Source organism: Pseudoalteromonas sp. JC3, from assembly GCF_030291895.1.
Lineage (GTDB): Bacteria > Pseudomonadota > Gammaproteobacteria > Enterobacterales > Alteromonadaceae > Pseudoalteromonas.
The window spans coordinates 298,624-321,732 of the sequence record NZ_CP127855.1; the positions used below are offsets into that span (position 1 = coordinate 298,624).

Below are 23,109 nucleotides of genomic sequence, written 5' to 3' on the forward strand. Positions count from 1 at the left end.
TTCGCTTCATAGTTTTATATGGATACGGTAAACTAGGGCCTGTTTATAAGAATTCCTCAACCCCTCAGCACTGACAGTTGTTGCCAACATTGTGCCAAGCGAGAAGATAACCGGATTAGTTGCATGAAGCTCAACCCAAAACAAGACGAAGCGGTAAAATATATCAGTGGTCCATGCCTTGTATTGGCAGGTGCGGGCTCAGGTAAAACCCGGGTTATTACCAATAAAATTGCCTACCTAGTGCAGCAGTGTGAATACAAAGCAAAGAATATCGCAGCGGTCACCTTTACCAACAAAGCGGCGAAAGAAATGCGTGAACGTGTGGCACAAACTTTGGGCAAGCAAGAAGCTAAGGGTTTGTGGGTGTCGACATTCCATACATTAGGGCTGGAAATCATTAAAAAAGAGGTCAAGACCTTAGGGTATAAACCTGGCTTTTCCTTGTTTGATGATCAAGACACGAATCAGTTGTTAAGTGAACTCACTGAAAAAGAGCTTGAGCGTGATAAAGACTTACTCAATTTGCTGAAAATGCAGATTGGTAACTGGAAGAATGAACTTATTTTGCCTGAGCGTGCTATTCGAGAAGCGCGAGAGCCACAAAAAGCGCTATTCGCTCAGCTTTATGCGCGTTATCAAACACAGCTGCGTGCTTACAATGCCCTAGACTTTGACGATCTTATTATGATCCCAACTTTGCTTTTGAATCAGTCAGTTGATGTGAGAGAGCGCTGGCAGCAACGTTTCCGCTATTTGCTGGTGGATGAGTATCAAGATACCAATACCAGCCAGTACCAGTTAGTGAAATTGCTGGTAGGTGAGCGCGCACGTTTTACTGTGGTTGGTGACGATGATCAGTCTATCTATTCATGGCGTGGCGCTAAACCGCAAAACTTAGTGCTACTGAGCAAAGACTTTCCAGGCCTAAGACTTATCAAGTTGGAGCAAAACTATCGTAGCGCAGGGCGGATCCTAAAGGCTGCGAATATCCTTATCGCCAACAATCCCCATGAATTTGATAAACAGCTGTTTAGTGAACTGGGGTATGGCGACCCGATCCGTGTGATAGCGACTCGTGACGAAGAACATGAAGCGGAGCGTGTGGTCGCGGAGATCATTTCACATAAGTTTATGAAACGTACCAGCTATCGCGACTATGCATTGCTCTATCGTGGAAATCACCAAGCTAGAGTGTTTGAAAAAGCACTCATGACCAACCGTATTCCATACAAAATTAGTGGCGGTATGTCGTTCTTTGCACGCAGTGAAATCAAAGACATCATGGCTTATTTGCGGTTCTTAGTGAATCAAGATGATGACAACGCATTTTTACGTATCGTCAATACCCCACGACGCGAGATTGGTCCGGTAACATTAGAAAAGCTAGGAAGCTTTGCCAACGAGCGTCATATTAGTCTATTTGCGGCGTGTTTTGAGTCAGAGCTTGCGGACCGTTTGGCGGGGCGTGGCTTAAATGCATTGATGGGATTTGCGCGCTGGGTGGTTGAGCTTTCCGACCGAGCAACCCGCGGAGATACCTTGGAAGCGGTAAAAGATATGATCCGTGAAATTAATTACGAAGCGTATCTTTACGAGTCATCTCCCAGCGCTAAAGCGGCTGAAATGCGGATGAAAAACGTATCAGAACTATACCGTTGGATAAGTGATATGCTCACGGGAGATGCTGATAACCCCGCCATGACACTGCCAGAAGTGGTAAGCAAACTCACATTAAGAGATATGCTTGAGCGCAATGAAGAGGAAGATGACTCAGATGCAGTGCAGTTATTAACGCTGCATGCGTCCAAAGGTCTTGAATATCCACACGTATTTATGGTGGGGATGGAAGAAGGGTTACTACCCCACCAAACGAGTATTGACGAAGATAATGTCGAAGAGGAAAGGCGTTTGGCCTATGTTGGTATAACTCGCGCTCAGCAAACCCTAACATTGACTTATACCAAAAGTCGTCGTCAATTTGGTGAGCAAATCACCCCAGAGCTGAGCCGCTTTGTACAAGAATTGCCGCAAGATGATTTACAAATTGAAGGAAAAAAGCCTGTAGCGACACAGGCAGAACGAATGGAAAAAGGTAAATCTAACGTTGCGAATTTACGGGCAATGCTAAGACGGGACTGATTCGTTATCAAAATTTTGGATAAAGGCTACACGTTCGTTGCCCTTATCCAACATTTGCTGTTTGCCAAAAAATAGCTGCAAGCCATGCTTTTCCAGTAAGCTTCTAAAGTTTAAAATCGCAGGACCTCGGGCGATGACCTTAATATTCTTCACTTTAGTAACGGCTAAAATACCTTGCAATTGAACCTCATAACTCGTTTGTTGTAAGACGCGTTTACTAAACGTCGAGCTTAATAAGACATAGGTAAAGTCAACTTGGCTGATCAGGGTTAGATCGCAGCGATCTTTACCAAAATTATTCAGTCCGATAGGGATCCCCATATCGGCCAAGGCTCTGAGATTTAATACTTGCTGACTAGAAGCAAAGCGAATTTCGCTCTCTTCGAAGAGTAAACAAAGTGTTTTGTCTTGCCGCTGTAGCTGCTGCTTTAACGCGTCAAAATGTGCACTTTCTAGTAACATTGCAGAACAACCAAATAGCATATCTTCATCGCGGTTACGTGCTATTTCTTGCGCTTTGTTTAGTAGATGCAATTCAATTTCAAGCAGCTGAGTTTTTTCTGCGGCAAACTTTTTCAGAATATCAAAACTGGTGCTGCCTAATACTGGATGTTCGCCAAAGGCTTCCAAAAAGCCAATTGGCTGGGCGCTATCTGACCAGTTTACGATTTCCGTGCAGCGGAAGTGAGTAGGGAGCTTATCTAAGTGATGCTGTTCTTGTTGCTTCTGAGCGTTTGAGCTTGCGGTAAGTAATGGATGATAAAATTCATAGCGACCACGGCCAGCGTTTTTGGCATAGTACATTGCCGCATCGGCATCTCTGATAATTTCATCGGTGTTACGATACAGCTTATTACTATAGGTGATACCTATGCTGGCACCACTTTGCATGCATACTCCTTTCAAGCAGAAAGGTTGTTGCATGACTTTGATAATACGCTTGGCGACATCTTCCGCTTGCTGACGATCGGTTAGGTGATCAAGTAAGATCACGAACTCATCACCGGCAAGTCGTGCTAATAAATCGTGTTCACGAATACACTCTAAGAATGACTGTGCCACCCACACCAAAAACTGATCGCCTGCTTGGTGACCTAATTCATCATTTATGTCTTTAAACTTATCTAAATCGATAAAGAGAACGGCAAAGTTATCTTCGGGGTAACGATGATGTTTTTGCAGCGTCTTTTCGAGCTGAGTTAAAAACAAACTACGGTTTGGTAGACCCGTGAGTGAATCATGATGGGCATCATGATAAAGCTGTTGCTCAATCTTCTTGCGCTCTTCCATCTGCATTTGTAGATGTAAATTGGCTTGCTGTAGCTCTTTGGTCTTCTCCGCAACTCGATGTTCTAACTGCTGGTGACTGATCTTAAGCGCTTGGTTCGCTAGGTGCGTTTGTAGTACAGAGGCAATTTGATTAGATACAAACGAGATCAGCTCAACATCATCATAATTAAATTCGTGTTTGTGCTCGTAAGCTTGGCATGCGATCAGACCGATGACGCCAGTAGCCGTTTTTAATGGTGCACCAAGCCAACTCGTTGCAGCAAGCTTGTGGTTATAGCCTGCAGGGCGCTCTACCGTGCCCTCTAGTGCTAAGGCTTTGGCACGGGTACTGTCTATTAATTGGCTTTGCTCAGTACGAATGACCAGCTCACTATACCCTTTTGCAAATGGACGAGGGTTGTAACTGGTTTTTTCATCAACGCTATACGGGAAGGTGAGCCAATTCGTCTCTTTATCGTAAAGTGCAATATAAAGATTGTCGGCAAAAGTAATAGAACGAATAATGTCGTGAACTTGTTGGTAAACATCGTCAATATCGGAGAACTGGGTTGCTAATTCAGAGATCTTGAATAAGATTTGCTGTCTTTCTAGCGCACGCTTGCGGTTTTCTATTTCTTTATTAAGTGCTTCATTACTTTGCATTAGTGCCCGCGTGCGAATTTTCACTTCAGACTCTAGTAACTCACGCTTTTTAACGCGTTCAATCGCTGTGGCCAAATATAATGACATCACTTCAAGCAATTCAACTTGATGATCGCTATAGGATTGTTCCGCTTTGTAGCTTTGCGACACCATAACGCCAATGATTGCGCCATCGCGATAGATAGGTACACCTACCCAATGCTCTGCTTGACTACCCATTATCTTAAAATCGCCAGCATTGGCTCGCGATAGCATGTCGTCTTTGGTGAGGTAAACAGTTTCACCGGTTTTAAATACAAACCCAGTTACACCATCTTTGAAGTGATGTGCTTCATGAAGAGGGACAGAAATACCATCTTTCTCATCAACAAAATACGATAGCTCAAGCGCTTGAGTAAAGCGATTTTGCAGGACAACATAAAAGCTTTTGCTAGGTAAATATTGAGACAGAATATTGTGGATTGCGGGATACAACAAGGTAAGCTCAGCAACAGTACTAGCCTGTTCTGATAACTGAATTAGTGTGTATTGAAGTTGAGACTTTCTTTTATACTTTTTAAGTAAAGACTCTAATCTGGCGGTTCGCCGAGATAGTCTCCTAACCTGCTGTTGTGGCTCTTCCAATGACGAAACCAGTTCTTATTGTTGTTTAATTATTGAGCTTAATAGTTTCACTTTTAGCCGAAGCGGTCAAGTGTAAATTTCTCATTCCTGCTCGTTTTATAGAGCGATATCAAGCCAGCGTTAATCATGGCTTTTATGGCACTATATTGAGACGAAAATGCAGCGATAAACGCTGCACTGTCCAATAAGTCTTTTTACCCTAATATAGAGAAGTTGAAATATTTATTTGCTTGTCATGAAATCAATTGCCGCTGCAATCTCATCATCCGAGCAGTTCATACAAGTACCACGAGGAGGCATTGCATTGAAGCCATTGATCGCATGGTCTAGTAATACGTCTTTACCTTTGGCAATGCGAGGCGCCCAATCGTCAGCTGTTTTTGGTGCACCTAGTGCGCCTGTGCCGTGACAAGCAAAACATGCTGCTTGATAAACCTGCTCACCTGAACGAGGTCCTGATGGCTCGGCTTCTGCAGCACTTTCAGCACCAGCTAAATATACTGAGCCGATAGGCTGAAGACGTTTCTTAATCGCTTCTTCAGTTAAAGAATTGTCGTATGGTTGCGCAACTGCGGCTGTTGATAGCAATAAAAGTGCTGCTGAAAGTTTTTTCATTTACCTTGCTCACTTCGTTTGAACGTGTTCAATCACGATAATGGATGACGGAATTATTGGGATTATAACGTCACCTGTTCATTTATAAAACGTAAACTTGAGTATAAATGGTTAAAACCATTAATTTATTGCGTTAGGGCAAGCTTTTTCGCCTAAATTTGCAATAACGTTAGGCCGAAATGTGAGTCGATCGGCTCTAACGTTTTCCTTTACTATTACGAATGGGTAGGAGAAGCGATCGCTTTTATGCCATTTCGATTAGTTTCGTCACCGCCTTTTCGATACCTGTCGCGGCTTCAAGGATGGATGACGCCAGCATGTATGCCGGTGTACTAATCACTTTTTCATTATCATCAACGACGATCTCGGTCACTTCACAATCCACGTGCTTTGCACCAAGCGTATTAACTGCCGCTGCGGTATCAACATCATTGCCTATGGTCGCGAGTGTACCCGGTGTGTGGATATGGGCGATGAGTGCTGGCGCAATGCACAAATAAGCGATAGGCTTTTGCTGGTGATTGAACTCACGACATACGCGCTTTACGCTTTCAAGAATCGTAGAATCTGCGCCTTTAAAAGCAAAATCAGAAAGATTCTTTGCTACACCAAAACCTCCTGGTAATACCAAAGCATCGAATTCGTCAGCACTTAATGTTTCCAGATCTGCAATTTCTCCGCGTGCAATGCGGGCGGCTTCAACAAGAACATTACGACGTTCATCTTGTTCTTCACCGGTGATGTGATTGATCACATGGAATTGATCAATATTAGGTGCAAAGCACTGATAGCTTGCCCCTGCTTTTTCAAGATTGAGTAGTGTTAATACTGACTCGTGGATCTCGGCACCGTCGAATACTCCACAGCCACTTAAAATTACCGCTACTTTTTTCATTCATTTCTCCCTTCAATGTCACATCATGCGCGCTATATGCATAAAAAGAATTATGCACGAATTAAAAAATTATAAAGGATCTTCTATGATCTTTGATCAATTGTGTTAGTATACTCCTCCGCTTGAGAAAATCAGGCTATTTTTTACTCACCCAGATTGTTAAGCGTGACTAAAAAAATTCTTTATCCACAAAGCGGTAAAGATAATAACAATAAAAAAGGCACAAAAAGCGCAAGTAAATCAAAGTTTTAATTTACACTCTGACTTTTACAACAAAGTTTCGGAGCGATTTTTCGTGTTTGTCTACAAAGTTATCCACAGGTGCAGCACGATTTATCTAAATGATGAGACAACGCGAAACTCGTTTTATCTTGTGCCTTGTGGCATCCTTACATTCTACTCCACAAAAGACTAATTTAGGATCCAATATTTATGTCTCAGATCCCTCAAAATCCGTTGATCTTGGTTGATGGTTCTTCCTATTTATTTCGTGCTTATCATGCGCCACCACATTTAACAAATTCAAAAGGTGAAGCAACTGGTGCGATCTACGGTGTGATCAATATGCTTAAGAGTTTGCTTAAGCAATATCAACCAAGTCATATGGTAGTAGTCTTTGATGCTAAAGGGCCAACTTTTCGCAACGAAATGTATAGCGAGTATAAAGCGCATCGCCCGCCTATGCCGGATGATCTGAGAACGCAAATTGAGCCGATCCACGAAATAATTAAAGCAATGGGTCTGCCACTGGTAAGTATTAGTGGTGTCGAGGCCGATGACGTGATCGGTACATTCTCTAAAATAGCGTCAGAGCAAAGTCGCCATGTGCTAATCAGCACTGGTGATAAGGATATGGCGCAATTGGTCAATGAACATGTCACGTTGATCAACACAATGACAAATACGATCTTAGACCCTGAAGGGGTAGTGGATAAGTTTGGTATTGGTCCTGACTTGATCATCGACTATCTCGCGTTAATGGGAGATAAAGTCGATAATATTCCGGGCGTACCAGGCGTTGGTGAAAAAACTGCATTGGCGATGCTTCAGGGGTTAGGTTCTATCGATTCGCTCTACGAAAACTTAGACAAAATTGCTGATTTAGGTTTTCGTGGCTCAAAAACCATGGCGAAAAAACTAGAGGAACACCAAGAGCAGCTAAAATTGTCGTATGAATTAGCCACAATTAAGCTGGATTGTGAAGTAGAGCAAGACTTAGAGCAATTTAAGATAGCTGAGATGGATAAAGATCGCTTAATCGAGCTATATGGTCAGTGTGAGTTTAAGCGTTGGTTAGCTGAATTGCTGGATGGTCAGTCACAAGCTGATATCGTTGATGTGGAGGCTGAAGGGTCGGCGCCTGCAGCTGCGCAGGTCGACACCCGATACGAGACTATTCTGACAAAAGCACAGCTTGATGACTGGGTAACTAAGTTAAAAACAGCCCAGCTCATCGCTTTTGATACTGAAACCACCAGCGTTAACTATATGCAGGCGGATCTAGTTGGAATGAGCTTTGCGGTTGCACCGGGCGAAGCGGCTTACTTACCAATCAATCACGATTATGTGGGAGCGCCCGAGCAGCTTTCTCAAGACATAGTGTTCGAGATCATGGCACCACTACTTGCAGATCCTCAGATCAAAAAAGTGGGTCAAAATTTAAAATATGATCAAAGTGTGCTTGCTCGTGCAGGGCTTGAACTGCAGGGGATCGCTTTTGATACCATGTTGGAGTCATACGTATTTAACAGCGTAGGAACTCGCCACGATATGGACTCCTTGGCGCTAAAATATTTAGGCCATAAAACCATTAGCTTTGAAGATATCGCTGGCAAAGGTAAGAATCAACTGACCTTTAACCAAATCGAGCTAGAAAAGGCGGCACCTTATGCAGCGGAAGACGCTGATATTACACTGAGATTGCATCAACACCTCTGGCCGTTAATAGAAAAAGAAAATCGCCTTAAGCAGGTATTTACAGAGATTGAATTACCGCTGCTGAGCGTACTTTCTCGCATTGAACGTACTGGTGTGCACATCGATGGCGATATGCTAGCGAAGCAAAGTATCGAGATTGAAAAGCGCTTAGGTGAGCTTGAACAACAAGCTTTTGAAATTGCAGGTGAGGAGTTCAACCTGAGTTCAACAAAGCAACTACAAGCGATATTGTTCGACAAACTTGAGCTACCAGTGATTAAGAAAACGCCAAAAGGCGCGCCTTCAACGGCCGAAGAAGTGCTACAAGAGTTGGCGCATGATTATCCACTGCCAAAACTTATTATTGAGCACCGTGGTTTGGCTAAGCTGAAATCAACCTATACCGACAAATTACCAAAATTGGTTAATGCGGATACCGGTCGCGTGCACACTTCTTATCATCAAGCCGTTACCGCAACGGGCCGTTTAAGCTCAAGTGATCCTAACTTGCAAAATATTCCGATCCGTAATGAAGCGGGACGTCGTATTCGTCAGGCATTTGTTGCCGACAATAATAAACAAATCGTTGCGGCGGATTACAGCCAAATCGAGCTTAGGATCATGGCACATTTGTCACAAGACAAAGGGTTGTTGAGTGCCTTTGCTGAAGGTAAAGATGTACACAGTGCAACAGCGTCTGAAGTGTTTTCCGTGCCGCTTGAGGAAGTGACTTCTGATATGCGCCGCAAAGCCAAAGCGGTTAACTTTGGTCTGATCTATGGCATGAGTGCGTTTGGTCTGTCACGTCAGTTAGATATTCCAAGAAATGAAGCGCAACATTATATGGATATGTACTTTGAACGCTTCCCTGGTGTATTAGAGTATATGGAGCGCACGCGTGAAGAGGCTGCTGATAAAGGGTATGTAGAAACCTTATTCGGTCGCCGCTTGTATCTACCGGATATCAATGCGCGTAATGGCGCTCGCAGAAAAGCAGCAGAACGTGCAGCCATCAATGCACCGATGCAGGGCACTGCGGCGGACATCATCAAAAAAGCGATGATTAAAGTGGATGAATGGCTACAAAGCTGTGATAGCAATGATATCCAGTTGCTCATGCAAGTGCACGATGAATTGGTGTTTGAAGTACACAGCGATAAAGTTGCTGAATACAGTGAAAAAATCTGTGAGTTGATGAGCGCTGCGGCAGTACTTGATGTACCGTTATTAGTTGAAGCTGACAGTGGTGACAACTGGGAACAAGCACACTAGTCGATATTAAAATCTACCCGAGTTGCACTATGCGTTTAGATTAGTGCAACTTCATTCATCTTTGTTTGCAAGTATACACTAGCAGCACAGCGTCTTAATTTTGTAGCTTCTGTTAATCCCTAGTAACAAAAAATAAATTAACGTTGAAAGTTTATCAAATTGGCTCAAGTTTTGCTTTTTGGTGTTTATTTCTGGACGTCTATTTGTTAGAGTTCGCGCCGTCCTCATCCTGTAGGACATCCTGTTGATGATGTATCTCTCGAAAGAGGATACAGTGTATTGATAGCTTCTCCCCAGATTGCTATAGCGGCTCGTAACTTTTACGGGCCGTCTTTTTCTTCTCTTATCAAAGATGATAGCAATTGATGTAACTCCCCAATCAATGTGCATATGAAACCCCTATTAACTTCGTTAAAAATTGATCGTTTAGGGTAGCTAAATCACAACGTTTTTGCTTGGCTACTAAGGCTATTTTCTCGCTATAAAGTGAATACGATGGGCGTAAAAGTATTCCAACATAACGACGAGTTTATGATTAAAGGTTTATTTAATTTGCACTGCGTTTTACACTGAGCGCTCAAATGCAATTCACTCTCATTTCATAAGGAAGTCGTCATGCTAAAGTACCTTCTTTTAGGTAGTGCACTTATTTCTTCTCAGGCGTTCGCAGCTTGGCAATTTAATCAACAACAAAGCGATGTTAGTTTTGTGTCTGTGAAACAGACTAGCGTTGCAGAAGTACATCATTTTAAAACGATAGATAGTACATTATCTGCTAAAGGCGAGCTTGAGGTTAATATTGACTTGGCAAGCGTTGAAACGATGATCCCGATCCGTAATGAACGTATGCAAAAGATGCTGTTCAATGTAGCGCAACACCCAAAGGCGAAAGTTAACGCTGATGTTTCTGAAGTGCTTGCTAAACTTAAAGCTGGTACACAAAAAATCAATGATGTAACAGCAACATTGACACTGCATGGTCAGATCCAAAAGATCAGCCTAGACTTATTGATAACGAAAAGTGCTAATGGCTTGGTGGTTACACCGGTAAATGCATTTATTCTCGATTCTAAGCAGTTTGGGTTAGATAAAGGAATTGAAGCGCTACGAGAAATTGCGGGTCTGAAGACTATCGCGACTAGCGTGCCTGTTAGCTTCAACTTGGTTTTTGATGAACAAAATTGATGCGTTAATCAAACAGTATGTTACGACTCATGCGCCGACCGAAAATTGGTCGGCGCCGTCGTGCGGTTTTTCTGACATAAAAATTGCTGCGGATGGTCGTTGGTTTCATCAAGGGCGTGAAATTAAACGGCAATCACTTGTTGCCTTGTTTGCTAGTGTTTTAACCTTTGATGGTCAACAGTATTGGTTAAAAACACCAGCAGAAAGTTGTGAGATTGAGGTGCTTGCTCATCCTTTTATTATCGAGCAATGGCGTTATTGTGATGAAGCATCGGCTTTGGAGTTATCACCTTGTATTATCGCGATAGATAATTTAGGCCGTGAGTGGCCCATTTGTGATGTGTTTCCACTAGCCCTTGAGCATGTTAATGGAGGAGATATTCCATATCTCACACTCAATTATGGTTTAACCGCTAGAATTTCACGAAATGTCTATTATCAGTGGGCTGAATTGCTCGAGGAAGATGAAAAAGGTCTTTATCTGATGTCGGCAAAGACGCGCTTTTATCTTAGCTAAGCGCGCCCTACGTTTGATTATTCGCTCGCTTCTTCTTGAGCTTCTTTCACAAACGGACCTAAGTACCAATCATCCAGTTTCCACGCCAATTCGTTCAATCCGATACCTTTCAAAGAAGAAAACGCGTGAACGGTGATATCACCGTCTATTTCAGCTAGCGCTCGACGTACTTGTAGTACTTCTGCTTTGCGCTTACCTTGTTTTAGCTTATCGGCTTTGGTCAACAACGCTAATACCGGTATATTGCTGCCAGTCGCCCAGTTGATGAGATCCATATCGAGGTCTTTAAGAGGGTGACGAATATCCATTAATACCACAATCCCTTTAAGACATTTGCGGCGTTGTAAATATTCACCTAATGCTTTTTGCCATTTCTTTTTCATCTCTAATGGGACTTTCGCAAAGCCATAGCCAGGTAAATCAATCAAACGCTGATCTTCACCTAGAGAAAAAGTATTAATAAGCTGAGTCCGGCCAGGTGTTTTACTGGTGCGTGCCAGCTTTTGGTCTGTAAGCGTATTGAGCGCGCTCGACTTACCAGCGTTAGAACGACCCGCAAAAGCAACTTCAATTCCAGTGTCTGGTGGCAGTTTACTGATATCTGGGGCACTTGTGATAAATTGTGCCTGATTGTATTTAACGCGAGATTTTAGCACGCTGACTCCTAACTGATTAAACTTTCGCGGATGGAATTGCGTATTTTATAACAGTATGACGGAAACCAAAAGCATTGTGAGATTTGTTCTAAACGCCGCTTTTGTCGCTAATTGACCAAACCGTCGTCCCAATATTAATTAATCTAGGTCAAGTCCCTATAAATTATAAGCTTAATATGGGCAGAAAACGTGCCAGAGAAAGTAATATCGTGTAGAATGTAGAAATTGCAATGTCAATCTAAAGTGTATACCTATCAGTAGTCACTACTGAGCAAGGCGTATTTAGATGGATCGGTGCTGTTTGGCGTTATATTTGCTAAGTTTGCATGTATGATTCATCTGATTAACATAACAACCTAATTAGTACTGATTGGTATTATTTGCCCGAGCAATAAAGAGAGCGACTTTGTTCGCGAGGGTACAAATTACAGGGTCGGAAACAGAGAATTTACCATGAAAAAAATAGCATTAACTTTAACAATGTTGCTTGGTACGTTGTCAGCAAGCAACGCATCGGCATTCGATGGTGACGCGGAAGCAGGTAAAGCAAAGTCTGCAACGTGTGCAGCATGTCACGGTCCAGATGGCAATGCCCCTGTGACTATGTATCCTAAAATCGCAGGTCAGCATGCAGATTATATCTATAAGCAGCTACAAGAGTTTAAGCTAGGTATGACGTCTGGTGGTAAAGAAGGGCGTATGGATCCTGTGATGAGTGGTATGGCTATGCCGCTGTCAGATCAAGATATGAAAGATTTAGCTGTATATTTCTCTTCTTTACCTATGTCTGCGGGTTCAACGCCTGAAGATGTTGTTGCTTTAGGTCAAAAGCTATACAAAGCGGGTGATGCTGAGCGTGGTATTCCAGCTTGTGCTGCGTGTCACGGTCCTCGTGGTAATGGTACTTCTTTAGCTAAGTTCCCGAAAGTGTCATTCCAGCACCCTGAGTACATCAAATCACAGCTTGAGAAGTTCCGTGATGGCACTCGCAACAATGACATGAATGGTATGATGCGTGATATCGCGAAGAAGCTTACGGATAAAGACATCGAAGTATTATCTAAGTACTTAGGTGGTCTACACTAAAGTCGTATAGTGAGTTTACCTCTCTCAGTGTAAACTCCTACTATTGAAAAAAGGGCAGCATAGGCTGTCTTTTTTTGTTGTTGAAGTTGTGAGATATATCTCACTTTTAATGTGAGATATTTGCTCGTGCAACATGTGAGTTTTAGCTTATTTTTAAGCTGTTGTTCAGTGTAAGTTTATGTAATTCATCTTTTTTCTGTTTAATTAAAAAAATTAAGGTAAGAAATTTGTTATTAAACAGTTGTAACTCAAGCTCAGGAGCGTAGATTATTCGTTGTCGCCAAGCAATACAAAAAAAGGGACAATTCGATACGGAAGCGTAGGTGGCAAAGTTATGTATCTAGTTGGATACGAAGGACTATCAAGAAAGCGTCAGGAAGGCCGAGAATAAGAAAATCACGGAAGTCTCATAATAAAAACAATATGGAAAGTGTCACGGAAGTCTAAAATAAAAACAATACGGACGACAATAAAATAAAAAGAATAATAATAAGACTTAAAAGTCGAAGGGAGAAGTGTCCAGTTGTGACGCTCAGATTAGTAGGCGGTAGAGAGTGATCTCTGCCGCCTTTTTATTTGGTTGCCTCTATTATACCTGATACAATAGCCGCCTTATTAAGCAATCACTGTTGACCATTGCAAGATTCAACTCTATTCAGTTGTGGCCTGTGCCAAGGTAATCAGCTTGAAGCCTACCATCAAGACAAGTATCGACTGTACTGGCAATGTCAAACCTGCCAGTTGGTGATGGTTGATCCCAAGTCGAGATTAACACCAGCTCAAGAAAAGGCCATTTATGATAGCCATGAAAACGATCTGGCTGATGAAGGCTATCGTCGCTTTCTAGCACGAGTGGCGGATCCACTGTTGGCACGTTTGGTGATACCAAGCCAAGGCTTAGATTTTGGCTGTGGGCCAGGGCCGCTGCTTGCGAAAATGCTTGAAGAAGCTGGGCATCAAGTTGCTTTGTTTGACCTGTACTATGCTAATGATGCCAGTGTACTGACTCGTCAGTACGACTTTATCGTCAGTACAGAAGTGGTGGAACATTTAGCAGAACCGGCAAAAGTATTAACGCAATTGTTAGCATGCTTAAAAGTGGGAAAGCCGCTAGCCTTGATGACCAAGCTCGTCATTGATAAAGCACGCTTTGCGAATTGGCACTATAAAAATGACCTGACACATATTTCATTTTTTAGCCAAGAAAGCTTTGCGTATTTTGCCGCGCAGCAGGATTGTGAATTAGAATTTATTGGGAATGATGTCATCATTCTCACCAAGCGTAGTTAACGCGAGAATTTTGGATAACCAATTATGACCAGAAAGAAAAAGACACGTAAAGTTGCAGCCAATGGAACACCAAGGCTGAGTAAAGAAAAGCTACAAGCGTTACGTGCACTCAAAGAGCAGCGTAGCAAAAAAACCAAAGGTAAAAAGCCGGGTTCTAGAAATGCACCAGAGATCCTAGTGAAAGAGCAATCAAACACGACGACCAATAAAGATCCGCGTGTTGGTAGCAAAAAGCCCATTTCTTTGGTTGCAGAGCCACAACCGACTAAGTCGAATACACAACCAGAGATGAAGCGCCATCTACAGCCGCAAGTTAAGTTAACTACAGCGGTAGAGACGTTAACTCCAGAGCAAGAACTTGAGCAGTTAGAAAATGATGAACGCTTGATGGCGCTACTTGAACGCCATGAGCGCGGTGAACTGCTAACAGGTAAAGATGCGAAATACTTCAATCGCGGCATTGCACGTCATCAGGAGCTATGTGAGATCTTAGGAATTGATGATGAGTTTGAAGAAGGCGATATGCTAGAAGATGATCCAATGGATCAGTTTATGAGTAATGATCTAGCAAATGAATGGTTAGATGACGACTTTGAGGAAGATGATAAGTAATGAATACTGCATGGATCATCGCAATCATTATTGGTGCCCTGATTATTGCTGGACTGGCGTTTTACGCGGGTAAATTACTATGGCAACTGAAGGTGCAAAAAGAGCAGATTGCCAAACATCGCGAGCAAAAGGCTGCTGAGCTTGAAAAGTCACGGCAGCAGCGCAATGGAAAAATTGCGGATAGCGTTAACTTGATCGCGCGTGCGATGAAGGAAAAACAATGTGAATATTCTGAAGGGTGCTTACGAGTTTGGGTACTCATCTCGCAATATAGCTTTGACGAGGAAGTTGACTTACAACAAAGTTATCCTGGTGTTTATCAGATGTATGATGAAGTCAAAGAAATGCCAACTCATGACGCCCGTAAGAAGTATTCTAAAAAAGAGATTTTCAAAATGGATAGCCAGCGTTGGCGTGCTGAAGAGCGCCTAGAAGCGGAGATCTTACAGGACTGTGAAAAGCTGATAGCGCGCTTTAAAGCGGCTGCTGGCAGTGAAAATGTTGTGTTTCAGTAAGTTGGCTTTGGAAAACGGCTAAGTGAATCTTTATCCAAACTTCAGATTAAACGCCCCAAGTGGGCGTTTTTAGTTCTAAATGAGAAATTTTTAACGCAGCTAGGGTTAGGTTTACTCTTTCAACAAGTTGAGTAAGTATTAAGTCAAATAGATATGACTTTACTGTGCGATGTATTCACACTCGGTTAGCACTAAGGCGTCTTTGCATTGGTAATATACTTCCACTTGTTGTCCTTTGCTTAAATCCTTGTGTAGTGTTTCCATCAAAGTGAAAATAAGTTTCTTGTCATCAAACTGAGTCAGCTTGACAGCATCAAAACCAAAGAACTTTTGCACCGTGCTATAAAGTGCCTTAAATATGCTCTCTTTGGCCGAGAAAATAACAGTCAACGGGCAGTGCACTTGCTCGCCGAACAGTGTAAAAATTTCAGCTTCTTCAGGATGTAGAATTTGTCGTTGTAGTTCGACTTCTTGCTTCGGTTTCATATCTCTTTCGATATCAATGCCTAAGCCTTTCACGGCGATATCATCTGTAGCAATCGCAGCCGCGATCCCTCGAGTATGCGTGATACTGGCAACAATATTAGCAGGCCAGATAGGCGCCCGATCAGAGCCGTTAAGCAGTGTAAAGTCACCTTGTCCAAAATGCGCTAGGCAAGTTTTGGCACATATTCGTCCCGCTAAAAACTCGGCTCGCCTTTTCGCTACCGCTTTATCAAGTGAAGCGGGCAGGAGTATATTTTGCTGTTCAAAGGAATGCGCGTCAAAGCTGTCAGGATCAAACTGAATGCAATGAAAATGGTGTGAGAGATAGGGGGTAAATAGGTGACTCTGAGTGCTTTGCAAAGCTGACTCCCGTTATTCGTATCCATTATTACAAGGCTGATATTGCGCCTCTAATTCGCTTTGGACGCTTAGTGTGCATGAGCTAAGCGTCCATAGCAAGATATGAACGAGAGATTGAAAGTTATTTTAGCTTACTTGCAACTGACACCAGTTGCAGGGCGAGGCTTGATACTTTTTCAGCAAGCTCTGGGTCTTTAATTTTACCTTGGTCATCAAATACATTAAATGCGCTAGGTACAGCCAATTGGTCTGCGAGTACTAAACTGCCAATGCCAGATAACACATCGCGGACATGGTTTAGACCGCGTAATCCACCTAAGCCGCCTGGTGAGGCCGCATAGAGTGCCACTACTTTGTTTCTAAATGCTGGCACTGCACCTTGTTCTGTTCTAGAGGCCCAGTCTATTGCGTTCTTGAGCACCGCAGTGAAAGAACCATTGTATTCTGGGCTTGCCAATAGAATACCATCGGCATCGCGCAGCTTGTCTTTTAAAAGTTGAGCACCTTTTGGTGTGCCTTGCGCTTCAAGATCTTCATCGAACATTGGAATATCTAAATCTTGTAACTTGATCACTTCTACTTCTGCGCCACTTTCTAGTGCAAAGTTTGCCGCGGCTTGGATGAGTAATTGGTTGTAGCTGTCTTTTCTTAAACTGCCTGCGAGTGCGATAATTTTTGCTGTAGTCATCTTGCTTATACCTTATTTTGTTTCGTTAAAGTGATAGTAGCAAAATTTTACTTGCACAAAACCGAAATAAACGCAAAGCTTATGTGCATATATGCACAGAGGTGGTTATGGATAAATTCACAGATTGGCAGGATCTTAAGGTCGCTTATACGGTTGCCAAGCTTGGTACCTTATCAGCGGCGGCAGAGCATTTAGAGATCCACCACAGTACGGTACTGAGGCGAATAAATAGCTTAGAAGAAGCACTGGGAACGCGGTTATTTCACCGTCATGCCCGAGGTTATCAGGTAACACAGGCAGGAGAAAAGTTACTTGCGACGGCGAGTCAAATAGACGAGCGCTTGATGGAGTTGAGTACTTCTATTGTTGCTTCGGACAGCCAGCTTAGAGGTAAGCTTTTGGTGACAACGGTCAGTGGTTTTATGGATATGCTGTCGGAGCCTTGTTTGACTTTTCAGCAATTACACCCACAGGTACAACTTGAAGTCATTCTCGACCAAAAGCGTTTACGCTTAGATCATGGACAGGCGCATGTTGCGGTGAGGGCAGGACCAAAGCCCGATGAGCCCGACTACATAGTGCAGCATCTAAATACTTTAGGAGCAGGCTTGTATGCGTCTTCAAGCTATATCAAGCGTATGGGGATCCCCAAAACACTTGAAGCGTTACAGACGCATTACTTTGTCTCTGGTGTGGCCGGGTTTAATGCAAGAGTGCCATATTTCGCTTGGGTAGATGAACATATCCCTGAGACACAAGTGACACTTAGGGTATCTGAAACGTCAGACGCGTCGCGTGCCATTGTTAACGGTTTAGGTATTGGTGGGCTACAGCATGATGTGGCAAAACGTTATCCAGATTTACAGCCGGTGTTGCATGATGAGTTAAAATGGTTAAGCCAAGTTTGGCTAGTTACCCATGTACTGGTTCACCGAACTGCAAAAGTACAGGCATTGTGTGACGTGTTAAAGCGCTATTTTGCTAATTTGAGTTGAGGCTAATAGATTGAGATCAGGCGCTATTTTTCCAGCTTTTTGCAGCTAACTTTACTGAGCACGACATAAGTATCCTTTTTCGGATAGTAGAGTACACACTGGGTGTCACGAAGCTGCAAGATGAAACTCTCATAAGCGAGATTATGGGCACCTAAAATTGGACTGCCATTGCCATCTAGGCTTTGGCCATGCTCAAGCAGTAGTGTTGGACTACGTTGAAAAACGGTGCTTGCGAGCGTCGGTGGTACGCCGCCTTTGAGTTTTACTATAGCTTGCTTGAGTTGTGATAACACCTCGGGCGTAGAGGCCGAGAGTACAGCCTCATTAACCGAAGTTGATGCAGGCGCGCTATTGCATGCTTGCATCAATAAAGCCAAAGCGATGATTTTCACCGCTTTTAGCGGCGCCATTATTGCGGATCCTTAGGCTTCATTAAAATTGCATTTTCCCGCAGTGGATAGACTGGAAGCGTAACCGCATGCTCCTTATTTTGATACTGTGGCAGAGCAGTAGGCGCAAATTGCGCTACATTTGGGCAACGACCGGTATCTATATGTGTCAGTGCTGCGGCGAAAAGATCTTCCTCTTGACTGCCTAGCGGTGCAGAGAAGTCATCTGCGACAATACAGCCTGGCACTTGTGCGCTTAGGCCAATTTCACCACTGCTTGACGCTCCTGAAGGGGTAAAGCCATCGGCATAAGCATCAAAGCCCTTCGCATTTTCCGAACCAAACTGAATGGTATAGTAAACCGTGCCGCAGTTTTGCGCGGGCACAAAGCCATAGGGCTTACCTCGAGTGGTACCACCGATCAAAAAGACTTCAACATCAATGCCGCGCAGGCCATTAATTACATTTTCACTGGCAGAGGCCGTGCCTCGTGTCGAGAGGATATAAACTCTAGGTAAAGTTACGGTGGGTAAAGAGGTGGTTGTAAACTTGTTTTCAGCCCAGTTAATTGCTCTAGACTCAAAAGCGGTGCGCTCTTCTTCAGCAGTACGCTTGTCATTTAAGGTGCTATAAGTGAAGGTTTTGTTTAGGCTGCTGTTGCCCGCAACCATATAGCCTAGTTGCGCTGCCATAATGACGCGACCACCACCGTTGTAACGCATGTCGAGTACCAGGTCGTCTATTTGCCGTGTTTTAAATAGATTAAAGGCTTCAATTAATCCTTCTTGGGCTGTTGGAATAAATTGATTGAACTGCACATACCCAACCTGCTTGCCGCCATAGCTAATGACTTTAGCGTTTTGCACCGGTGAGGTTTCAATATCGACTGAAGTCAGGGTGACGGATTTTTCGTTGCCTGATTTATCTTCAAATACAAAGTTATGAGGCTCGCTTTGCTCTGGTGACAGGCCTGCATTCAGCGCAGCGGTATTATCACTTGAAATAAAGTCGACGCCATCTATCGAGAGGATCTTATCTCCACGTACGATCCCTGCATTCGCGGCTGGTGAATTAGGCTCTACTGCGGCGACAGTAAAGTTACGTGGTGGTGATGTGGATATGGCCGCCCAACGAATGCCATAACCGGTTGCAACACCCGATTGCGCTTCTTTTTGGAAGCTTTCATAAGATTCGTAGAAATGAAATTGATCTTTGGCATTGCCCGACGCCGTCGTTTGGTTTGTCTTTAATTGCTCGAAGTAATCAATAACAGTATCGAATTGTGTTGGATCGTTATCTAGTACTTCGTCGTACCAAAGGTAGGTTTCGTTGGTAAAAGAGCGGAGCCACATTTTTTCATGCATCGCCGTACCAACCTTATCGGGATAAGGTTGGTCGTTGTTATATTTGTCTGTACCCGTTCTTGGGGAGGCGCAATAGTTAATTAACTGACTTGACGCAGGAAATTGATTAAACGTCCAAGTGGGCGGCTCGGTTTGTCCCGTGTTACTACCTGGGTTATCGGTGCCTAACGAATCGCTGCCACCGCCACCACAAGCGGCTAATAACAAGCTCATTGCTGTTGATGCGAAAACTAGAGTAATACGTTGCATCGTATTCACGTTCCTGTTTTAGTTGTATGACTAAAAACTAGCACCGCTTGGGTTATCTCGCAATCACTGTTTCTGCCAAGCCGTGAATAATTTCCGTTGTTGTGGAGAGATTTTTAACCCGTAGGTTTTTTCCATGTAAAAGTACGCATCAGCAATGCGTTTTCTAGCGTACTCTGGTGGTTCAATTCGGCGTAACTTAAAGTCTATCTTTACTGGACACGCGCCATAGTTTGCTTCAGCACTTGGTAACATGCCAAAACGAAAATTAGACCGATCCCCATTGATCTCACCAATCGCTGGAGCAAGGTTGTGAATATCTGCTTCCATCTTCCTGAATTGCTCACTGACTTTACGGCAGTGCTTTCTGCCGCCATCTTGCCAGCACTGCAACTGATGTCCAAATTCCCACGCGGGCACGATATGCTCCCACTCAATGCGCTGAGCACGGGCATTTTCTTTGCCATTGCGAGTGTAAGGTAACCTCGGGGTATAACCACAACTTGCGGGATCAGGCACCAGCTTTTTGCCTTGCTTTTTGATATTACAATTACAATAAAGCGTGCGGGTATTGTCGGTAACTTGTTGTGATAAATGTTTCTTTGCTTTTGAGAAAGACGTGAATTCTTGAGCGTTAGCTGTTAATACAAATAAGCTAAGCGCTAAGATATAGCAATATCGTGGCATAACCTCTCACCAAATGGTGGAATACAGGGAATATCACTATATCAAAAAAATCATCAATACCAACAAGCGTATACGGTAAACCCCTTTATTTAATCAGTGCAGGGCGACGTTTTCGCCAAGGTGGAGATTGCAATAATAACAATATCCCTGTTAGACAAAAGAGCACACTCGTAGCGGCGAAAGAAATGAGCAAGGGGTTATTAAAATCCTCACGTTCGTCGTAATCCATAATGTGTAACATCCAAAAAAAATCAAAGATGCGCCACAACGTGCTACGCACCGTCACAACTTCACCGCTAGTTGCACTTAGATACAGCGTGGTGGAGAGGATATCGTTATATTCGACTCGCCAAACATCTTCCTTGTAACCTGCTTCTCTGGGGGCTGTGGCAAGTCGTTCAATATGGCTCACATCCGCTGCAATTAATAGGTGTTGCTTGGCCTGTTGTATTATTTGCTGTTGATTTGGAGTGGTAAAAGGTGCGCCTGTTATTCCGTTGAAAATGAGCTTTTCATCTTGGTTTAGCTTGATGATGGGAGTATCGAGAAAATGGCCGAACTGGATTTGGCGCACTTGCACCGTGCTTTGTACTAACTGATTGAGATCAGCTTGGTACGCGGCGGTGGGAAAGGGGTTGTCTAAGCTTCTATGCGCTAAGTGTTTACCATGGATCTTTGCCAATGGGATCGCGCTCATGACCAGCCCGCCTAATAGCCAAGCAAAGATCTGTAAAAACAATAAATAGCCAAGGTACTTGTGGAGTTTACGTGCGGGTTTTAGCAGTTTTTTAATCATCACAATATGTTATTCTAGTTGCTCGTGAGTATGATAACTATAATGCACGGTGCTTAGAATGTGACAAATTGTCGCATTGTCCAATAAGTAATGTCCTTATCACACTGATAAATAAGTCATTACTAGATTTAGCTTTACAAGGTAGCTTTTAATACATGTCTGAAATTCAATTTTTAAATGTCGATTTGGAACTGGAGTCAAAGCAGGATATCAGTGCGCTAGTTTCGGATTTAAAGAAAAATGCTATCGTGCTGCATTACGATCAAGATGACTATCGTCAATTGGCTCGCATCGAAGCAAATACCAATGAATTAACCCCTGATAAAGCGATTAACCATCTGTGTGAGTTAATTGAGTCTTGCTCTAAAGCGGCACTTAAGCAATGGCTAGGTTGTACCAAGCGAACTTTTGACATTGGCTTTAACTCAGGCAAGTCGCCAAAGTGCTTTTCGCAAGCACTACAGGCAGATACGTTGCTTAGGATCTCTGCAATAGGTGCCGGTATAGAAATTACTATCTACCCAGTAGAAGAATAAAAACTCTAAAAGCTAGATTAAATTGTTTTATATGTTAACTATGTTAACGTGTTGATAATTTACTTTTGTTGTTTTATCTTGTTTATTCCATAACACGGATTATTTCTAGGAACGCAAGATGAAACAACATGTAACCCTCTCTACACTAATGATAGCCATGCTCGGCGGAATGTCTTTCGCAAGTTCTGCGGCAGACAAGGTTAATCTTAATACCTACAGTTCACTTAAGCAGCTTGATAAATTTAACGCTGCACCAGTTCAAGTTGCTGATATAAAAAAGCAAATTGCGAAAAAATTAGCGCTATCACTTAATCACTTAGGTCCCCAAGTTCAAACTCAACTTAGCCAGTATCAGGATGCAGTTTCACTGGAGCAGCTACAAGTTCAGGGGTCAACTAAGCAGCTCATGACAGAAGCGAGCCAGTACACTCGCTCATTAAAAGGCCTGACTGACTATAGCTCTAATCTATACCAGCTGCGTATTGCTTCTAGCGAAATGCTAACAAAGTGGCAACAAGGTGAAGCGCCATTAATTGCTTTTGCGCCTAAAGGTGATGATAAGCACTGGCAATATGTAGAGGCTTTTGATGAGCACGGTCAATTGCATTTACTTGACGCACATACAATGCCAGAGCGACCTGTGCTAATCGTTGAACTTGATAGTGATAAGGTAAAACAAGAAGGCATTCAGGTAATGAAGCAAGTGTTTGCCAAGCAAGGCTTGGCAATGCCACCAACAGCTGTGCAGAGCAACGATGATGCTGAGCCGATTTCAACCAGTGTATTGAAGAAAATCAGACTAAATGACGATGAAGAGCCTTGGGTATCTGGGGCTGCGGAAGTTTACGGCATTGTAACAGGCGTCAACCCATCCCGAGATGAGCCTGTTCTAGATATTGTGGATATGCCATATTTGGACCACGATGGTACGGACTATACGCCTAACCAAATTATCATTCATTGGGAGCGATATCGTTGGCAAGCGGCAGATTTATTGCTGATGGAGCAAGACGACAATACTAACTATCAAGACTTAGCAACAACACTTTTGGATATTGTGACGCAAGTGATGCGCGCTATTCCTGATCCTAATGTTCAAGGCTATGCGATTATCCCGCAACTGACGAATCAATTGATCAAAGCGATGCCAAGCCATTGGTTTACTAACGATGATGACTATGTTGATGTGTTTTACACCTTGTTTGAAGGACAAACTTACAACGGGCATATGGGCGCAAGTGGTAATGCGAAAGTGACGATTGAGCCACTTACAATTAACCCTCGCTAAATATTAGCCAAATATGTTA

General features: G+C 43.2%; 21 protein-coding genes. 11 read left to right on the forward strand and 10 right to left on the reverse strand.

The genetic code is table 11. The features are described 5' to 3' along the window. Positions 1–123 precede the first annotated feature (123 nt). Positions 124–2,139 carry a DNA helicase Rep gene (gene rep / locus QSH61_RS01250; protein ID WP_010607774.1) on the forward strand — a complete coding sequence of 672 codons (2,016 nt, stop codon included), beginning with the start codon at positions 124–126 and terminating at the stop codon, positions 2,137–2,139. On the opposite strand, the gene QSH61_RS01255 is transcribed toward rep, so the two are convergent. The 3 genes from QSH61_RS01255 to elbB form a co-directional block, all read right to left on the reverse strand. After that, positions 2,125–4,695 carry a sensor domain-containing diguanylate cyclase gene (locus tag QSH61_RS01255; protein ID WP_174170896.1) on the reverse strand — a complete coding sequence of 857 codons (2,571 nt, stop codon included), beginning with the start codon at positions 4,693–4,695 and terminating at the stop codon, positions 2,125–2,127. The genes rep and QSH61_RS01255 overlap by 15 nt on opposite strands. Positions 4,696–4,917: 222 nt before the next feature. Further along, positions 4,918–5,310, reverse strand: coding sequence for a c-type cytochrome (locus tag QSH61_RS01260; RefSeq protein WP_010607776.1), 393 nt, complete (start codon positions 5,308–5,310; stop codon positions 4,918–4,920). A gap of 244 nt (positions 5,311–5,554) precedes the next feature. After that, positions 5,555–6,205: an isoprenoid biosynthesis glyoxalase ElbB gene (gene elbB, locus QSH61_RS01265; RefSeq protein ID WP_039494621.1), complete on the reverse strand. Its 651-nt coding sequence runs from the start codon at positions 6,203–6,205 to the stop codon at positions 5,555–5,557. Between the two features lie 432 nt (positions 6,206–6,637). On the opposite strand from elbB, the gene polA reads away from it, so the two are divergent. From polA to QSH61_RS01280, 3 genes are all read left to right on the forward strand, one after another. Continuing rightward, entirely contained in the window at positions 6,638–9,394 is a 2,757-nt protein-coding gene (gene polA, locus QSH61_RS01270; protein ID WP_206471676.1) for a DNA polymerase I, read from the forward strand. A gap of 615 nt (positions 9,395–10,009) precedes the next feature. Next, positions 10,010–10,579 carry a YceI family protein gene (locus QSH61_RS01275; RefSeq protein ID WP_102055922.1) on the forward strand — a complete coding sequence of 190 codons (570 nt, stop codon included), beginning with the start codon at positions 10,010–10,012 and terminating at the stop codon, positions 10,577–10,579. Next, a complete protein-coding gene (locus QSH61_RS01280; RefSeq protein ID WP_206471677.1) occupies positions 10,566–11,096 on the forward strand; it encodes a DUF1285 domain-containing protein in 531 nt (176 codons plus the stop codon). The genes QSH61_RS01275 and QSH61_RS01280 overlap by 14 nt, the downstream gene beginning before the upstream one ends. Positions 11,097–11,113: 17 nt before the next feature. Here the strand turns inward: QSH61_RS01280 and yihA are convergent, their stop codons facing one another. Further along, positions 11,114–11,752 (reverse strand): ribosome biogenesis GTP-binding protein YihA/YsxC, encoded by a 639-nt coding sequence (gene yihA / locus QSH61_RS01285; RefSeq protein WP_010607781.1) that lies wholly within the window; start codon positions 11,750–11,752, stop codon positions 11,114–11,116. A 453-nt stretch (positions 11,753–12,205) separates the two neighbouring features. On the opposite strand from yihA, the gene QSH61_RS01290 reads away from it, so the two are divergent. The 4 genes from QSH61_RS01290 (at position 12,206) to QSH61_RS01305 (ending at position 15,255) form a co-directional block, all read left to right on the forward strand. Then, positions 12,206–12,838 carry a c-type cytochrome gene (locus QSH61_RS01290; RefSeq protein ID WP_010607782.1) on the forward strand — a complete coding sequence of 211 codons (633 nt, stop codon included), beginning with the start codon at positions 12,206–12,208 and terminating at the stop codon, positions 12,836–12,838. 636 nt (positions 12,839–13,474) lie between these two features. Further along, positions 13,475–14,128, forward strand: coding sequence for a class I SAM-dependent methyltransferase (locus QSH61_RS01295; RefSeq protein ID WP_010607783.1), 654 nt, complete (start codon positions 13,475–13,477; stop codon positions 14,126–14,128). A gap of 24 nt (positions 14,129–14,152) precedes the next feature. After that, positions 14,153–14,740 (forward strand): Der GTPase-activating protein YihI, encoded by a 588-nt coding sequence (yihI, locus tag QSH61_RS01300; RefSeq protein WP_010607784.1) that lies wholly within the window; start codon positions 14,153–14,155, stop codon positions 14,738–14,740. Next, complete coding sequence (locus tag QSH61_RS01305; RefSeq protein ID WP_010376294.1) at positions 14,740–15,255, forward strand: DUF2489 domain-containing protein; 516 nt, start codon at positions 14,740–14,742, stop codon at positions 15,253–15,255. Before yihI ends, QSH61_RS01305 begins: the two co-directional genes overlap by 1 nt. Positions 15,256–15,414: 159 nt before the next feature. On the opposite strand, the gene QSH61_RS01310 is transcribed toward QSH61_RS01305, so the two are convergent. Both QSH61_RS01310 and QSH61_RS01315 read right to left on the reverse strand, forming a co-directional pair. Continuing rightward, on the reverse strand, positions 15,415–16,101 hold the full coding sequence (locus tag QSH61_RS01310; protein WP_174170893.1) for a 4'-phosphopantetheinyl transferase family protein: 687 nt from the start codon (positions 16,099–16,101) through the stop codon (positions 15,415–15,417). Positions 16,102–16,222: 121 nt separating this feature from the next. After that, positions 16,223–16,789, reverse strand: a complete 567-nt coding sequence (locus QSH61_RS01315) for an NADPH-dependent FMN reductase (protein WP_010607787.1) — start codon at positions 16,787–16,789, stop codon at positions 16,223–16,225. A gap of 107 nt (positions 16,790–16,896) precedes the next feature. Here QSH61_RS01315 and QSH61_RS01320 point away from each other — a divergent pair, with 107 nt between their 5' ends. Beyond that, positions 16,897–17,784, forward strand: coding sequence for a LysR family transcriptional regulator (locus tag QSH61_RS01320; protein ID WP_206471678.1), 888 nt, complete (start codon positions 16,897–16,899; stop codon positions 17,782–17,784). A 23-nt stretch (positions 17,785–17,807) separates the two neighbouring features. On the opposite strand, the gene QSH61_RS01325 is transcribed toward QSH61_RS01320, so the two are convergent. The 4 genes from QSH61_RS01325 to QSH61_RS01340 form a co-directional block, all read right to left on the reverse strand. Further along, complete coding sequence (locus QSH61_RS01325) at positions 17,808–18,194, reverse strand: hypothetical protein (protein ID WP_010607789.1); 387 nt, start codon at positions 18,192–18,194, stop codon at positions 17,808–17,810. Next, positions 18,194–19,786 (reverse strand): S41 family peptidase, encoded by a 1,593-nt coding sequence (locus tag QSH61_RS01330; RefSeq protein ID WP_010607790.1) that lies wholly within the window; start codon positions 19,784–19,786, stop codon positions 18,194–18,196. The genes QSH61_RS01325 and QSH61_RS01330 overlap by 1 nt, the downstream gene beginning before the upstream one ends. A gap of 63 nt (positions 19,787–19,849) precedes the next feature. Further along, positions 19,850–20,470, reverse strand: a complete 621-nt coding sequence (locus tag QSH61_RS01335) for an endonuclease (RefSeq protein WP_206471679.1) — start codon at positions 20,468–20,470, stop codon at positions 19,850–19,852. Between the two features lie 85 nt (positions 20,471–20,555). Continuing rightward, on the reverse strand, positions 20,556–21,266 hold the full coding sequence (locus tag QSH61_RS01340) for a hypothetical protein (protein ID WP_206471680.1): 711 nt from the start codon (positions 21,264–21,266) through the stop codon (positions 20,556–20,558). 155 nt (positions 21,267–21,421) lie between these two features. Between QSH61_RS01340 and QSH61_RS01345 the strand changes: the two genes are divergently transcribed. After that, entirely contained in the window at positions 21,422–21,802 is a 381-nt protein-coding gene (locus tag QSH61_RS01345) for a hypothetical protein (protein ID WP_206471681.1), read from the forward strand. A gap of 118 nt (positions 21,803–21,920) precedes the next feature. Next, on the forward strand, positions 21,921–23,090 hold the full coding sequence (locus QSH61_RS01350; RefSeq protein ID WP_095729038.1) for a DUF3103 family protein: 1,170 nt from the start codon (positions 21,921–21,923) through the stop codon (positions 23,088–23,090). Positions 23,091–23,109: the final 19 nt, after the last annotated feature.